At 33.8% G+C, this 16,751-nt stretch carries 10 protein-coding genes; 4 read left to right on the top strand and 6 right to left on the bottom strand.

What is annotated here, in order from left to right; translation table 11 throughout:
• Positions 1–6: 6 nt before the first annotated feature.
• Positions 7–702, top strand: a complete 696-nt coding sequence (locus tag V7719_RS14505) for an ABC transporter ATP-binding protein (protein WP_335730653.1) — start codon at positions 7–9, stop codon at positions 700–702.
• Positions 703–721: 19 nt separating this feature from the next.
• Positions 722–3,127 (top strand): FtsX-like permease family protein, encoded by a 2,406-nt coding sequence (locus tag V7719_RS14510; RefSeq protein ID WP_335730654.1) that lies wholly within the window; start codon positions 722–724, stop codon positions 3,125–3,127.
• Positions 3,128–3,618: 491 nt separating this feature from the next.
• On the opposite strand, the gene V7719_RS14515 is transcribed toward V7719_RS14510, so the two are convergent.
• Positions 3,619–5,430 (bottom strand): serine hydrolase, encoded by a 1,812-nt coding sequence (locus tag V7719_RS14515; RefSeq protein WP_335730655.1) that lies wholly within the window; start codon positions 5,428–5,430, stop codon positions 3,619–3,621.
• Between the two features lie 225 nt (positions 5,431–5,655).
• Here V7719_RS14515 and V7719_RS14520 point away from each other — a divergent pair, with 225 nt between their 5' ends.
• Positions 5,656–6,687, top strand: coding sequence for a sensor histidine kinase (locus V7719_RS14520; RefSeq protein WP_335730656.1), 1,032 nt, complete (start codon positions 5,656–5,658; stop codon positions 6,685–6,687).
• A 7-nt stretch (positions 6,688–6,694) separates the two neighbouring features.
• The gene (locus V7719_RS14525; RefSeq protein WP_335730657.1) at positions 6,695–7,432 is read left to right on the top strand and encodes a LytR/AlgR family response regulator transcription factor; all 738 of its coding nucleotides are present in this window, start codon (positions 6,695–6,697) and stop codon (positions 7,430–7,432) included.
• Positions 7,433–7,610: 178 nt separating this feature from the next.
• Here V7719_RS14525 and V7719_RS14530 read toward each other — a convergent pair whose 3' ends face one another.
• The 5 genes from V7719_RS14530 to V7719_RS14550 form a co-directional block, all read right to left on the bottom strand.
• On the bottom strand, positions 7,611–8,819 hold the full coding sequence (locus V7719_RS14530; RefSeq protein ID WP_335730658.1) for a DUF3500 domain-containing protein: 1,209 nt from the start codon (positions 8,817–8,819) through the stop codon (positions 7,611–7,613).
• Between the two features lie 196 nt (positions 8,820–9,015).
• A complete protein-coding gene (locus tag V7719_RS14535; protein ID WP_335730659.1) occupies positions 9,016–9,747 on the bottom strand; it encodes an NAD(P)-dependent oxidoreductase in 732 nt (243 codons plus the stop codon).
• A gap of 18 nt (positions 9,748–9,765) precedes the next feature.
• Complete coding sequence (locus tag V7719_RS14540; protein ID WP_335730660.1) at positions 9,766–10,620, bottom strand: CPBP family intramembrane glutamic endopeptidase; 855 nt, start codon at positions 10,618–10,620, stop codon at positions 9,766–9,768.
• Between the two features lie 835 nt (positions 10,621–11,455).
• Positions 11,456–13,183 (bottom strand): amidohydrolase, encoded by a 1,728-nt coding sequence (locus V7719_RS14545; RefSeq protein WP_335730661.1) that lies wholly within the window; start codon positions 13,181–13,183, stop codon positions 11,456–11,458.
• A gap of 254 nt (positions 13,184–13,437) precedes the next feature.
• Positions 13,438–16,704: a S41 family peptidase gene (locus V7719_RS14550; RefSeq protein WP_335730662.1), complete on the bottom strand. Its 3,267-nt coding sequence runs from the start codon at positions 16,702–16,704 to the stop codon at positions 13,438–13,440.
• Between the last annotated feature and the right edge of the window lie 47 nt (positions 16,705–16,751).

A 16,751-nucleotide genomic window follows, 5' to 3' on the forward strand; every position in this document is an offset into this window, starting at 1 on the left:
TAAATCATGATCAAATTAAACGAATTAACAAAAGTGTATCGCACAGATGAAATCGAATCAACAGCTTTAAATGCTGTTTCTTTTGAAATTAATCAAGGAGAATTTGTGTCAATAATGGGGCCTTCAGGTTGTGGGAAATCTACATTATTGAACATTTTAGGGATGCTAGATAAACCCGAAAGTGGAAGCTATAAATTTCTAGGGAATGAAGTAGCACATCTAAATGAAAAAGGACGTTCTGATGTTCGTAAAAAAAACATAGGTTTTATATTTCAAAACTTTAACCTTATCGATGAGCTTACCGTATTTGAAAACATTGAACTGCCTTTACTATACAATAAAGTGCCTTCAGCTGAAAGAAAACAACGTGTAAATGAACTTATGGAAAAAATTGGTATTGCTCATAGAGCGTCTCACTTCCCTCAACAACTATCTGGTGGACAACAACAACGTGTTGCTGTAGCAAGAGCTTTAATAACAAAGCCACCATTAATTTTAGCAGATGAGCCAACAGGTAACTTAGATAGTTCACATGGTAATGAAGTTATGGAATTAATGTGCGAATTACACGAAGCTGGAACTACGATTGTAATGGTGACACACTCCTCTCACGATGCGAGTTATTCTGGACGTATTATCAATTTACTAGATGGTCAAATTGTATCTGAAAAGAAAAACAAAATGGCGCAATTTGCTGTATAATTTTTAAAAATTAGAAACTATGTTTAAGAATTATATAAAAGTAGCTTTTAGAAGCCTCAATAAAAATAGAGTATATGCAGTCATAAACATTTTAGGACTTGCACTAGGATTAGCTGTGACAATTCTTGTCTTTTTATTTGTTAAAGACGAAACCAGTTATGAAAAGCATTGGGATGGTTATGAACGTATTTACAGAATGGGTATTGCGGCAGATATGATGGGGCAAAAAATAGACGCAACAACTTCTCCTAGTCCAATGGCAAATGCGTTCAGGACAGAGTTTACAGATGTAGAAACTGCAACACGTATTAATCCAGTAAACCAAGAAATTTTAATGCGTCATGAGCAAACCAAAGTTTACATCCAAAATGGAGTAAGAGTTGATAGCACTTTTTTTAAGATTTTTGATTATGAGTTTGTAAATGGAGATCCAGCCACGGCATTAAAAGAAATTAATACTATAGTATTAACTGAGGAAACCGAACGTAAACTGTTTGGAGATAAAAGTGCCATGGGCAAAATTGTTAATTATGACAACCGACAAGATTTCATAGTTACGGGTATTGTAAAAGAGCCTAAGGGCCATGCGCACTTCCAATTTGATATGTTTTTGGCAGATCACTCTATTCGGAATGTTTGGATGAATAATAGTTGGCAAACATATGTTAAGTTAAAGGAAGGCGCAAATTTCACCACTTTTGTAACAGAAATGAATCGTAATTTCATGAAAAAAATTGCGCCAGATGTCGAGCGATTTCTCAAAATCACGGTTGAAGAATTTTTGGCACAGGGTAATGCTTTCGAATATCAGATAATGCCTATTGAGGATATACATTTATACTCTCATAAAGAAGGTGAGATTCAACAAAATGGCAATGTTATGTACATTTATGTGTTTATTGGTATTGCCTTGCTGGTCATAATTATTGCTGGAATCAATTTCATGAATTTATCAACCGCTAGATCAGGAAAAAGAGCCAAAGAAGTTGGTGTTAGAAAAGTAACCGGTGCCTCAAGAAAGATGTTAATTACACAGTTTTTAACAGAGTCTGTTATTCAAAGTTTTATAGCCCTGTTTTTAGCCTTTATATTAGTAGAACTATTTTTGCCAGGGTTTAATAATATTATGGAAACAGAAATTAGTCTCTTTAATGATTATTTTGGAAAGACCGTTTTGTTCTCACTTTTAGTAACCTTATGTTATGGCTTGTTTGCAGGTAGCTATCCAGCATTTTTCTTATCGGCATTCCAACCTATAGCTGTACTTAAAGGCGATCTTACTAAGACCAAAGGAGGAGCTTTATTAAGAAAGGGCTTGGTAATTACGCAGTTTACCGCTTCTATTGTTTTGATTATTGGGATGATAATTATCTTTAGCCAAGTCTCATTTTTACACAATAAAGACAAGGGTTTTAATGGCGATCAGGTAATTGTTGTACCCCTGCAAACTGATGTGATGAATGAAAATTTTAGAAATTATAAAGAAATTTTCTTAAAAAACAGTAATGTATTGAGTGTAACCAGAGCATCCTATTTTCCTGGTGATAATGCAAATCAAAATGTATTTGCCTTAGAAGGAAGTGAAGAACAACTACCGCTATGGAATATGGAAGTTGACTACGATTTCTTTAAAACATTGGATATTAATTTAGTAGAAGGACGAAAATTTGATAGAGAAAAAGAATCAGACTCAATACCTTATTATATTCTTAATGAAACTGCTGTAAAAAATTTGAACATTGAAAATGCTGTAGGAAGACGCCTAGGTAGATTTACTGGTAATAATGGTGATTTACAGTATGGTAACATTATAGGTATTGTCAAAGATTTTCATATCTCAGGCTTTAATCAATCAATAAAACCAATGGTTCTTTCGGTATCGAATCAAGTCTGGCATGCAGCGTTTAAAATCACTAGTTCAGATATGAATGCCACTATAGATTTTGTTGAAGCTGAATGGAATAAGCTAGAACCATCACATCCATTTAGGTATACCTATTTAGATCAAAAGTTTGGAGCTTTGTTGCGTCAACAAGATAATTTTGCAACTATGTTTTTGTTTTTGACTATACTAGCTATTATAATTTCAGCAATGGGACTATATGGTCTTGCTTCTTATACAGCTGCTCAACGTACTAAGGAAATTGGTATCCGAAAAGTATTAGGTGCATCTGTTCCTAATGTCATGAAAATGCTAACAAAGGATTTTATCAAATTAGTACTGATTGCAAATTTATTTGCTTGGCCTATTACTTACTTACTTGCAAAAAATTGGCTATCAAACTTTTCATATCAAATTGATATGCCAATAATGCCATATATATTTGCTACATTATTAGCGTTAGTTATAGCATTAATTACAGTAAGTTTCCAAGCATATCAAGCTGCTACATCAGATCCTGTATATGCCTTAAAATATGAATAACCAATTAGTACTTAAATTAAATAATCGACTCATAAAACTTATAGCATAGAGAAGTAACTTCTATAGAACCTGAAATAAAGGAAGGTTTTTTACAAAACGGCCTTATAGAGTTTTGGTTAAAACAATAGGTGAGTAGAAGGTTCATATTTTAGAGAGCGAGAACTAATTATTATTAGTTCTCGCTTTTTAATTGAAAATCTATAGCGGCTTAAAGGGTTCTAATGATTTCTGAAATATAGTGAAACGAACCGTACATTGTTTTCAAAAGTATATGTAGCCTAGAATTTTTGTTTCTTTTATTTTAAGACATAGGATAATGAGAAAGTTAGTACAGGAACGATAATACCTGACTATTTATATGACATAATATAATATTTTTTGAGGGGACTGATTATTCCCTATGACTCCATATTGATTTTTTAGTCTGTTAGTCATGTTAACTTTTAGGTCTTATTATTTATACTCATTGCTAGCGGTTGGCTATCTCTTGTTTAAAAGGAAGGTTTAAGCGCTGCTTTAAAATTCATATTACCGTCTATTAAGACCAACTCTTTTTCAGATATTTTTATTTTTAAATCCTGCATACCATCATTTTGGTGACCATTAATAAAAAATTCATTTTCATTTATAGGTGTTAATTTTACTTTTTGAATAGCGCTTGTTCTAATGTCATCATCATTAAACATCCCTTGAATTTGATTCGCTGAGTTAATTCCTATCACAAAACCTACATCTTCTTTTTCAAAATGAAATCTTATGTTTACCGTTTTATTGTTTTCTCCTTCAATTTTATAAATATTGTAAGATTTGAATTCCCCAGACTGTTTTATAAAATAAGCCCACATTCCTTTTAACTGATTTATACCTTCTTCTGAACCTAAAAAACCTTTCATGTCATCATTAGCATAATCAGATAGACCTTCGAAATTTTGAGTGCTCATTGCATTTGCAAAAAATACAGCAGTTTCACTAGGTTTATTGTCTTCTTTGGCATTTCTTGAAAATTGATATGTAAAAACGGACCAAGATTCTTTACCTATTGTTTCAAGTGAATACCCATCACCTTGTTTTTTTAGAAGTAATGAATGGTCGCTATCCAGCATATACGTTCTACTAAAGTCTGTAGTATTTTGGTTATTAATCTTAACCGCTACTGGAAGCAATTCTGGATTTTCACCTTGTATTACAGCAATAATAGTGTCAATTATTTCTCCATCTACAAACTGATTCTTTCCTTGAAAAGTGTTTTCTGTGATTAGATCAGTAGAAGTTGCATTGGATAATATGATGATTTTAATATTTTTTTGTGGTAATGATCCTATTATGGAAGTAACACCTGGAAGTAAACCGGTATGGTTAATCCATTTTTCCCCTCCTTTATTTTCAATTCTCCAACCTAATCCGTATTCCGAATTATTAACGCCTCTAGATTGTGTATAGCTGTATAGTTTATCTACAGATGCGGGTTTTAATAATATTCCGTTTTCTAAAGCCTCCATAAAGTTATATAAATCACCTGTAGTAGAATTAATATTTCCAGCACCAATGATCCAAGATGAGTGAATGGAGTTACTCAATTTTTTAAAGGCATTCATACCTAAACCAGTATGCGGAAAAGCTCTTTGGTTTAAGGCTTTATAGGTGTTAACAGCCGTATTTTTCATGTTAGCAGGTTTAAAAACAGCATCTTCCATATAGTCCGCATAAGACTGTTTAGTTACCTTTTCAATAATATATGCTAAAAGGGAATATCCAAAATTATTATATTCATAGCTTGTACCTGGTTCAAAATTCAGTTTTGATTCTTTAAATTTTTCAAAAAGCTCATTTAATGTAATCGGATTTTTTCCGGGCATTAAACCATTACCTTGGTCGTCTATTCTACCTATATTAGCTTGCATACCAGAACTGTGGTTTAACAAATGACGAATTGTAATTTTTTTTGAAAAATCAGGTATAAAATTGGGGAAATAAGTGCTAATTGGCGTTTCTAATGTAAGCTTGCCCTCGTCAACTAATTTCATTATTCCTACAGCGGTCAATGGTTTAGTAACAGAAGCAATACTAAATATGGAATTTTCAGTATTCTTTCTGTGATTATCTATATCGGCATAGCCAAAGCTTTTTTCATAAATAATTTTATCGTTTTGGCTTATTAATACCCTACCTATAAAACGGTTATAATGCGCATAACTTTCAAATACTTCGTTGATGTTTTCTTCTAATTTTTTATTAGAACTTGTCTGTCCAAATGAATTAAACCCAAAGATTAATACAATTACGACTACTATTGATTTCTTCATTTTTTGAATGTTTTATGATTAATATGAAGCAATAGTAATGCGTTCATATTATAAAATAAAATGAATGTGATTGTTTGCCCCTTTAATGTGACAGACACTTATAACTATGTGAAATAATGCAAACTTCACATGAATATTGAATTTGGTCACTTTAGGGACTTGCTTTATCCCTTTACTGGTTTGGAAAGCGATTAAAAGCCTATTTTTGATATATAAACAGTTAGAATGAAAAAGTATTTAGAAGCGATAATACATGTTTTGATTTGGGGATTTGCCTATTTTTTGATTTTAAATTATGTAAATACGATATCTGATTTCAGGAAAGATGAAGGTCCGTTTTGGCTTGCTATATTCTTTGGAATGCTAATGAACCAGATTATATTTTATGCGACCGCTTTTTTTATCGTTCCAGGATTTTTACGCCTAAAAAAGATACCACTTTTAATCATTACCCTAATAAGTGCTTTTGTTCTCATTAATTTGTTTGAAAGCGTTATTGATTATTATTGGCTGGTTGGTTTTTTCTCTAGTGAAAGTGAGTCATATCTGAGCTATTTTAGCTATAACTCCATAAGTAGTTTTTTTATACTCTTACTTGGTTTATCATATGCCTTAATTAAATATTGGATTCAAAGTGAAAAACTCAAGCGAGTTTTATATGAAGAGAAACTAACGACAGAAATGGCTTTTCTGAAGGCCCAGATAAACCCTCACTTTTTGTTTAATGTGCTCAATAGTTTTTATGCTAAGGCATTAAAGAACGACGTCCCCGAATTGGCCGATGGCATTGCGAAATTAGCAGAATTGATGCGCTATATGGTGTATGAAACTAATGAAGAGAAAGTGGCATTGGAAAAAGAAATTCATCATCTTAAGAAATTTATTCAGGTATATCAGTTACGCATTGCTGAAGATGATGACGTGTTTATAAATTTCGCTATAAAAGGAGCTGTTGAAAACGTGAAAATAAGTCCTATGCTACTTATTCCATTTGTTGAAAATGCCATTAAACATGGAATAGATACCAAGGCTAAATCCATCATAGATATATCTTTGGAGGTAACTCAAAATGAATTATCCTATAAAGTAACCAATACCATGCATCAAGCCGTTTATGGTTTGAAGGATAGTGCCTCTGGCTTTGGTCTTGATAATTTGAAAAAAAGACTGTCTATTCTGTATCCCAACTCATATACATTAGAAACAAAAGTGGAAAAAGGATATTTTATATCTTTACTTAAACTGCAAATTGATTAAATGCTTTATGGATTATATAATAATTGATGATGAACCAGATGCTATTGATGTCCTTAAATTTCATTTAAATAATATTCCTTTTATGGAATTAAAAGCGACATTTAGAGATCCCTTGGACGCTCTTGAATATCTTCAAAAGCATACGGTTGACCTTCTTTTCTTAGATATCAATATGCCTAAATTATCTGGAATTAGCTTTCCGAAGTTTTTACAAAAACCGCCACTTATTATTTTTACAACAGCTTATTCAGAATATGCTTTAGAAAGTTATGAACTTAAAGCGGTGGACTATCTATTAAAACCTATTGAATTTGATCGATTACTTCAAGCAGTAATGAAAGCAAAACAAGTATTGAATCAAAATAAAGGAGGTGTAACAACAAAGCCTGAAGCTTCTCATGATGTATCTGAACAAACCGTTTTTATTAAAAGCGGTTCGGAATTTCACCAATTACCTATTCAAAATATAAAATATATAGAAAGTGATGGTAATTATGTGACGTTCCATACTGCCAAACGTTCTATTCTAGCGCGTTATAAAATATCAGAAGTAAAAGAATTACTGCCTCAGCAGTTCTTTATAAGAATACATCGCTCCTTCATTGTTGCAATAAAACATATAGAAACGGTCAAAAAGCATTACGTGGTCATAGATGGCAATGAGATTCCTATAAGCAAAATTTATAGAGAAAGCTTTTTAAGCATTATAGATGATTTAAGTAAGAAGATTAATAATGAAACCTAAAGACAACTAAATTTATGAGATAGTTTGTTGACGCTAACCACTAAGGTGTTTGTATATGAAATGTAGTGGTTTTTGCGCTATGTATTATTTGGATGGACAAATTGCGGTTTTTTTGTAGGAGTTTAATTCTCATAAATATCCTCCGCTATTCTTTATATACGTTGTTATCTGCTGTTTTTTAATGCTGCTGTTTTTCTAAATGTTGTCTCAATAAATCTTTACCATAATCATTGCCATTTGGTGTTCTTACTACAGTATGGATGTGATTTCTTGAAGGTTTGCCATCATCTGTATTTGGAACTCCAACTACTCTTTGGTGATCAAATTCAATTAAAACAACCGGGCTATGAATCCGATAGTAAAACACAGCTTCATCGGATGTATCACCTATCCATGCAAAATAGGTGTCATTTATTTGACGTGTCACTTCCTCCATCTTAATTTGTTGATGGCCATCTCTCATATTACTGATATATTTGTACATTAAATCCAATACATTCTTCTTTTGTGAATCTGAAAGATTGGAGACATTAAGGCCTTCATAATTTAGCGTTAAATTGTCCTTATTAGCACTAGCTACGTTACTGTTTTTAGTTTTTGATTTTAAAATTGTTGCCTGATTTTGTTGATCAATAGATAAAGATTTCATAAAAGCTAATCCCGAGTTCTGTTCATCCTGAAATAATGTATTCCCTTTATACTTACCAGTAGTTGTTATTATTGGTTCTGCTCCCATAAAAACAGGAGACATTACCACCTGGTCACCAAGGACAAAATAATTGATTATTAAATGATGTCCATCTATTTGCCAACCCCAAGGCTCTTTTTCAGATGGTTCTCCCATTACGGTAAAGAAATAAAGTTCTTCATCATAGTCAGTAGATTCATTGTTGAGTTCCTTTAGAGTTTGGTCTGTCTTCATTATGTCTTTGCTCAACTGCAAGCCTTTGGCACTTAAAGATACTTGCATCAGACTGAATGCAGCTTCTTTTTGAGCCTTATTCATTTCCTTTAAACTAACTCCTTGACGGTCATATATGCCGTTATCTACGTTACACCATTTTCGCCATTCTTTATCATTAATATCAAAAGTGGTTCGGTTATATTGATTAGTTTCTAAACTGTTTAAGAATAACTTGGCAGAATTAACTATAGGTTTTGTCGAAACACCCGTAGAACTAATGGGAAATAAATTGTCATAATTTCCTTCTTCAGTAAAAACACCTTTGTACGGCTCTTTTAATGCATTACTTTCCATATCTGCAAAGCGCTTTTTTACTTTATTAATTTTAAGATCATCACCATCACCAGCATTTACTTCTTTGTTAGTCTTTTGTTTACACCCTATAAAAAGGGTTAGTAAGATTATTAATACAATTCTTTTCATAATTCTAATTTAAATGCAGCCAACGGTTTGTGTCTGGTTTGTAGTGTGATTACTAAGATAACAAAAAGAGACAGACGTTTAGGGAATTAGACAGGATTACCGATATAGTTCTTAGACACTATTACCGATATCCCTTGTTATAAGTAGTTGAGTGAATACGTTACTAGTGTTAATTCAATGTTCGAACCTATTAGATTTAATCTAGAGACGATTTATTATAGATTACAGGCATTTGGCCTTTCCACTTATTCCATAAATCATCATCACTTATTAAATTAGTCATGAAGTGACCAACATTTATACGACTGGTTTTACCAGCATTAAAAATAGCGCTTCTGGTTGGTGAAGGATGTATTTCATAATCGGTTACTTCTTCCTCAATAGTTAAACCGTCTGGTCGAACAGCAACCCACTCAATGAAATCATTGTTTTGACCGATTTGAGTTCGTAAATAGTCTGCGGCTTTTTCGTTATCCACGTGTGGTGGTAATAGCAAACGAAGAAGCCCAATAATGATTTTTTGACCAAAGGAAATCGGTTCGTTTAAGTCACGATTTCGATTTCCAGTAGTATTCATTAAAACATATCTAACTGGACTTTCTGGATTATTAGTTTTTATCGCATTGCATAGTCTTCGCGTAGTATCTGTCACAAGTTTTCTTGGTTGTCCATAGATACCTTTCCAATTCATATTATGACCAAGGCATGATGCAATTGAATGGCAATCAAAGACATGTTCACTCATTTCTTTGTCACTTAACTCTAAAACGCTTGCTGAAATAATTTGTAAAAGGTCATTATTTATCCATGATTTTGGCAGCTTTTCAGGGGATCTTACAATCACTTTAACTTTTTGTCCTCGATTAAGAAGTTGCTCTACTAAATTTATTCCTGTCGCGCCACTTGCGCCTACTACTAGAGTTGTCATACTTATTGAATTTTTATTTTATAAATTTTCTTTCACAGCTTTTCTCCAAAAATATATTCCAAATAAAAAGGTGACTATGGCAAACATAATTCCATTTTCACCAAGCCAATGTTCGGTTCCTTTAACTTTTGATGTTAATGGGGGAAATATTTTCTGAATATATACATTACTTACAGCATGAAAGATTACTGCTGGCCATAAACTTTTTGACTTAAAGGTGTAGTAGGTCATAATAAATGACATCGAAATGATAACGATGAAAAAAGTCATCAATTCCAAAGAGACATTTCCACCATAGTACACTATTAATGGCCAATGCCATGAAGCCCAAATAATTCCACTAAAAAGAGAAACACCTGTAAACGAAAGAACCTTTCTTAATTCATAGATAAAAAACCCTCGCCATCCGATTTCTTCTCCTAAAGTCGTTGCCATTGCTCTTATAACTCCTACTGTTCCTAACAAAGTAATGGCTACAATTACTGCAAATGTTGGATTTAATGTTCCTATTCCAACTAATCCGATTTCTGTAGCCCAATTTAAAACTATTTCTTCATTGGGTAAGCCACCTAATCCAAAAAGCCAGATGAGTATATAGGTGATTAAGACATATAAAGCAGGAATAAAATATGACAACCGAATATATTTCCAATTTCCCCAGTTCCAATTTAGAGAAGAAATAGACCGTCCTTTCAATTTTAGTGTGATTATTGCGGCTACTGCTGGACACCACATAAGTCCGCCAATGTATATTCTTGAAGGATATAAATTAACTATTGCATAATGAAATAGGGTACTTGTAATTGTAACAATAGTCAAAAAAATAAAAATCACCTTCCAAGCTTCTCTACGTTCAGATTTATTTTTCAGCATTTCATTCTTTTAGATTGGTTTTCTGGAAGACGACAAGATATAGGTTATGTTACATAGAACCTAACAATGTTAATTGCTTACAACGTGTTCGTGTCTGGCTATTTTTGTCGTTGGCATTAGTTTTTGCTAATAGGAATTGTTACTACAGTTTTCATAGGAATATTGAATTCTGTCGCTGGACTCACCTTAATACTCTTCTATAAACTAGTGAAATCAATATTATTTATATTTCCTTCACAACCAACAAGGATTACATAATTGATTTGACCATTCCGTTCGTGATTTCTTTCAGCTTGTGTACAAGGTTTAGGATGAGATAATAGCGAATTTTAAAATGCTAACTTTCGGCTAAAACACAAGTCCTTTTATATTCTATTGCCTTAGTTTCAGCAATAATTCCGCTATTGTTTTTATACTTTGTTACAAGAAGACTGACTTATTTTTGACTATTAAGTTGACCAAATAAGCCTTTCATTACATTCTGCTGTTCTTGAGTTTGTTGCTCTTTTTTTAATTTTATCGGTGCAATCCAAAAAAAGTATAGGCAATACCATTAATGTTATCTTATTTAATAATTTCATAGCAGTCATCATTCCGTTTTTTTTTGTGGTTGATTTGCTCCTAACGTGCTTGTTTATGACAGATTGTTTTGGTTTAGAAACTAATTTTGCAAAAGAAAACGAACCAGAGGAAATCCTTAGAAATTTATGAGTACACACAGAACAAGCAAAGCGAGTTAATCCAGTTTCTGCTACTAAACAAGAAGCTTCATTTTAGCAATGAGGTTTTTTTGATCCATATTAATAGCTTTTTCTTATCCAAATTTTATATGGACTCATTCATTTATGTCATAAACTATCTTACCATTAAAAATAGTCATAACTATTTCGGTATTTAAAATTTCATCTTCGGCTACCGTCATTAAATCTTGATTGTAAATTGTGAAATCAGCTAGTTTACCTATGCTGATAGACCCTTTAATGTCTTCTTCAAAGGCGCCATAAGCAGCATCTAATGTATATGATTTTAAAGCTTGCGCTCTGGTCATTTTTTGGTCTGGTTCATATCCTTCTTCTGGAGTGCCTTTTAGGGTTTTACGACTTACGCTAGCATAGAAACTGGCTATTGGGTTTAAAGGTTCAACAGGGACATCAGTCCCATTAACAATAGGAACGCCACTTTGCAATAAGTCTTGCCACATATATGCTCCTTCCTTAATTCGTTTTTCCCCTAAACGATCAATTGCCCATGGTCTATCTGAAGACATGTGTACCGCTTGCATTGCTGGAATCACATTTAGTTCTGCAAATCGAGGAATATCATCTGGATGTAAATGTTGAGCATGTTCTATACGGAATCTGTGGTTAGTACTTAATTCTGGTAATTCTTTAAATGCAGACTCATACCGATCTAGAATTTCTCTATTCGCGCGATCACCAATAGCATGTGAGCATACTTGGAAACCATTTTTAAGTCCATTTAAGGCTGTTTCTTTTACAAAATTCATTGGAAGTGTTTCATGCCCAAAGTGGTCTGGTCGATCTGAGTAGGATTCTAAAAGCCAAGCGCCTCGCGATCCTAATGCACCATCGCAATTTAATTTTACTGAGCGTATAGTAAAAAGATGATCTGGATCTACCGAAGGTCCTTTTTCGTACCATTCATTTAATAATTCTTCATCCCATCCAGTAAGCATTGCATATATTCTAATAGTCATTTTATCTTCCGCTTTCATTTTATCATAAAACGCTATCGTTTCTCTTGAAATTCCAGCGTCATGAAAACTCGTAATACCATTTTTATAACATGCTTCAATGGCAAGGTTAAAAGCCTGGGCATTTGTCTCAGGGGTGTTTTTAGGAATATGCCTTCTAATTAAGGATTGGGCGCGTTCGTTGAAAATTCCTGTCGGTCTACCAAATTCATCCACAATAACTTCTCCACCTTCAATTTCAAACGTTTTAACCCCTTCTTTACTTAATCCTTGTAAACCTGCAATGTCCATTGCTTTGGCATTGGCAAATCCTGCATGACCACTGGCATGGCTTAAATAGACTGGATTATCAGGTGATACTTCACTTAGCATGTGATGGGTTTGAAACCCCTTAACTATTTCGGCTGGCATACTGTCCCATTTACTTTGGTGCCATCCTCTACCTAGTATCCATTCTCCTGGCTTAGCTGTTTTAACCCGTTCAGCCACAGCATCCACAATATCTTGGTAACTGTTTGTATTCATAAGATCAAGTCTTAATTCATTGTAGCCTAATCCCATAAAATGACCATGTCCTTCAATTAAACCAGGAGTCATTGTCTTGCCTATTAAATCAATAAGCTGAGTCTGGTCATTTTTAAATTCTTGTGCTGCTGCAAAGCTTCCAGCAAAAAGGATAATGTTGTTTTTTGTAGCTAAGGCTTCTACAGTTGTATGAGTTGAGTCTACAGTATAAATTGTTCCACCATGAATAATCATAGTAGCAAAGTCCTTTTCAGGATTAGTACAAGACATTAATAAAAATAAGGCCAATGATATGCTAAATAAGAAGGAAAATTGTGACTTCATTGTGGAAGGATTTAGACTTTCAAGTTACAATAATTAAATAAATTCAATAAGTTTGAATTTTTAATTTTGCAGTATGATAGACAACTTTGGAACCTTTTCATTATCCAAGACGGTGTGTGTATTTATTGGGAGCCTAAGATCACGGACTCACAACACAAGGGATCAATTAAAGTAACATAGACTTTAGATTATCTATGTGTAAAAAGGAGGATGTTTAGAAACATCCTCCTTTACAAATTTATATGTGAATAGCTCTAATTTCTATCTTCGTATGCTGGTCTATTAGGTGCTTTAAATGAATTGGAATTTAAAAGTTTTAATGCTTCCTTTATTCCTGCTTCCAGTTGCGCATCTATACCTTTTGCTAGGCTTTCAAAATTTTCAATGACTTCAATATCTGGATCTACACCATGTCCTTCTTTAAACCAATCTCCATTAGGATCATACATTCTAAAGGTTGGAACCGTAACTCTGCCATTATCAAGTAAGTTAGGCGCTCCGGATATTCCTATTAATCCACCCCAAGTCCGTGTTCCAATAAGTGGTCCAAGTCCTCTTTTTCTAAAAAAATCAGGAAATGCATCTCCACCAGAACCACTAAATCCGTTTATTAGCATCACTTTAACGCCAAAGTTTCCAGATGGAGGCCAAGCCCAATCTTTACCATCTCTTACAGCCCAAAACGCTAATGGTTTTCTGTCTAGTAATTCGATGAATCGATCTGGAATTTGTCCACCACTATTAAAACGCTCGTCTATGATCATGCCTTCCTTATTCATTTGGGCATAGAATTGTCTTACTAATTCATTTTGTCCATCAACACCTGTACTTCTAACATATATATAACCTACTTTCCCATTAGTTGCTTCATCAACTCGTTTTCGGTTACTTTCAATCCAAGCTAAATGTCTTAAACGTGTTTCAGAACGCATAGGTTTGACTGTTGCCTGTTTCGTATCCTTCATGTCTTTGGAACTGCTTATCATTAATTGGACAGGTGTATTCGCCAATCCTTGAAAAGCAGCAGAAATAGGTTTGTTTGTGTCTACTGGAGTACCATTAACCGCCAAAATATAGTCGCCTTCATTGACTTCAATTCCTGGCTTAGCTAATGGAGATCTCACTTCTGCATCCCAAGCGGCGCCTTTTAGAATCGTTTTGATTTGGTAGGCGCCATTATTAAGTTCAATATCTGCACCAAGATATCCAACATTCATTCGTTGTGATCTATCAATGTCACCACCGCCAGTATACGTGTGAGAAGCATTCAGTTCGGCTATCAAATCACCTATAATGATGTTCACGTCGTTTCGAGTGTTGGATTGTGCTATTAATTTACCATAACGTTCTCTCATTAGATTCCAATTCACACCATGCATATTTGGATCGTAGAAAAAATCGCGTTCAAGTCGCCATACATCGCTAAATATTTGTTTCCACTCTTCAACTGGAACAACAGTCATCATCATATCTTTCGTAGGAACCGTTTTATCAATTTTTTGATTTTCTTTAATATCAATGACAGCTAATTTTGAACCTTGCATCACTAATAATTTTTCTCCATTAGCCGAGACCTGATAGTTAGCGACTTTTGAGATGACCTTCTTGACCTCTCTACCTTCAAAATCATAATAATTCAGTGCTACTGAACTGTCTTGGCCAGCACCCGAATTAGGAAACTTTACAAATAACAATTTTCCTTTAACCGCAGTCAAGTTTCCATAATTTCCAGAAGGAATGTCTAGCAATTCAATACGACTTTCAAATCCATTAATATCTATAGCTGTAGCTTCATCCTTTTCTTTAGAAGCGTCATCATCATCATCATCATCATCACCTTTTTTGTTATCTTTTTCATCGTCAGTATCATCCTTTTTTATTTCGGAAGCATCATTTTTAACACTTATCAATGATTTTTCTGATTTGTCCAGAGTTGCTACTGCAATATTCGTAGAGTTTGGATAAACAAATGTATTATCTACATCTGAATAGACAGGTTGAAATGTTCTATTAGTTGTAAAGAAAAGATGTTTTCCATCTTTACTAAATGTAGGCGAGTTATCCGAATAATAACCAGATGTGAGCTGTGATGTTTTATTCTGACTTACATTATAAACAAAAAGGGCATTGGTAGCAGTAGTTTCAGATCCTTTAGAATAGGCAAACCAATTACTATCTGGAGACCAAGTGACCGAAAAATTATTTAAGTCGCCATGAAACATATATTTTCCTTGATCAGCAGTGGTATCTTTACCAGTAGCAATATCTAAGCACTTTATTTTCATTGCTTGATCAATATAGGCGATTTTTTTACTGTCTGGTGACCAATGAATAGAGTAGAAAAAACCACTTTTGTTTTTTGTGATGGTTTTTGGCTTGTTGTTATTTTCCAAGTCGTAAACCAGTAATTGATATTCACCATCTACATCACTCCAACACGCTAACTGTTTTCCGTCTGGAGACCATGCAGGACTCCGTTCTGCTGCCCCTGAAGTATTCGATATATTTGTAACATAGCCTTCTGTAGCCGGTAGGTTGAATAATTCTCCTCTAGCTTGAACGATAACACGTTTGCCATCTGGACTTAGGGTACCATCTTGCAGGTAATCCGATACATTTTTTATCTCTGGAATTAATTCCTTTTGATCTGAAATAATTTGAATATCAACTTCTTTAGTTGATTTAGACGCTATATTATAGAGATATAGTTTGCCTCCAGCTTCAAATATAATGTCACTTGAACTGCTCTCAGGAAATGTAATATCGTAATCTTTAAAATTAGTCAACTGCGAATTCTGTTTTGAAGCCATGTCATAAGTCCATAGGTTATTCCTTTTATTAGGACCATTGTCAGACATATAATAGATAGATTCTCCAATCCACATTGGAAGTTCATCATTTGCAGAATTAGTCGTTATATTTTCGGTTTGATAAGAATTCAAATCAAAAATATGAATGTCTGGCGCTGTTCCTCCACGATAACGTTTCCAATTACGTTGTACTCTAGAGCGATCGGTGTAAGCTATTTTTTTACCATTCTTAGAGAATGAAGCATATTCCCCATAAGGAACGTCAAGCTTAACTGGTGGTCCTCCTGTTATAGATACCGTATAAAACTGGTTATAACGTTGTCTGCCACTTTCTCTTGACGAGGCAAATAATACCGAATTACCATCAGGTGTCCAGCCAAGAACTCTATCATTCATACCGTGAAAGGTTAATCGTTTCGGAATGCCCCCACTGCTGTTAATGATATAGACATCATTATTTCCATTGTAGTTTGCTGTATAAGCAATCATTGTCCCGTCTGGAGAGAATCTTGGGAAACTTTCAGCGCCAATAGGCGAACTCAAACGGTTTGCGACACCACCTGTTTTAGAAGCTATCCAAACATCATCTCCATAGGTGAATGTAATATGTGTGTCGGAAACGTCTGGATATTGCATTAATTTTCCGCTAACCTGAGCAGAAGCTGCAAAAACACATATAATGCAGACCAATAAACTAATTGTTTTTTTCATTGTAAATAATTTTGATTGATTAGAAGGATTGAAGATACTAAATTTCT

It is taken from the genome of Psychroserpens sp. (assembly GCF_036960315.1).
Taxonomy (GTDB): domain Bacteria; phylum Bacteroidota; class Bacteroidia; order Flavobacteriales; family Flavobacteriaceae; genus Psychroserpens.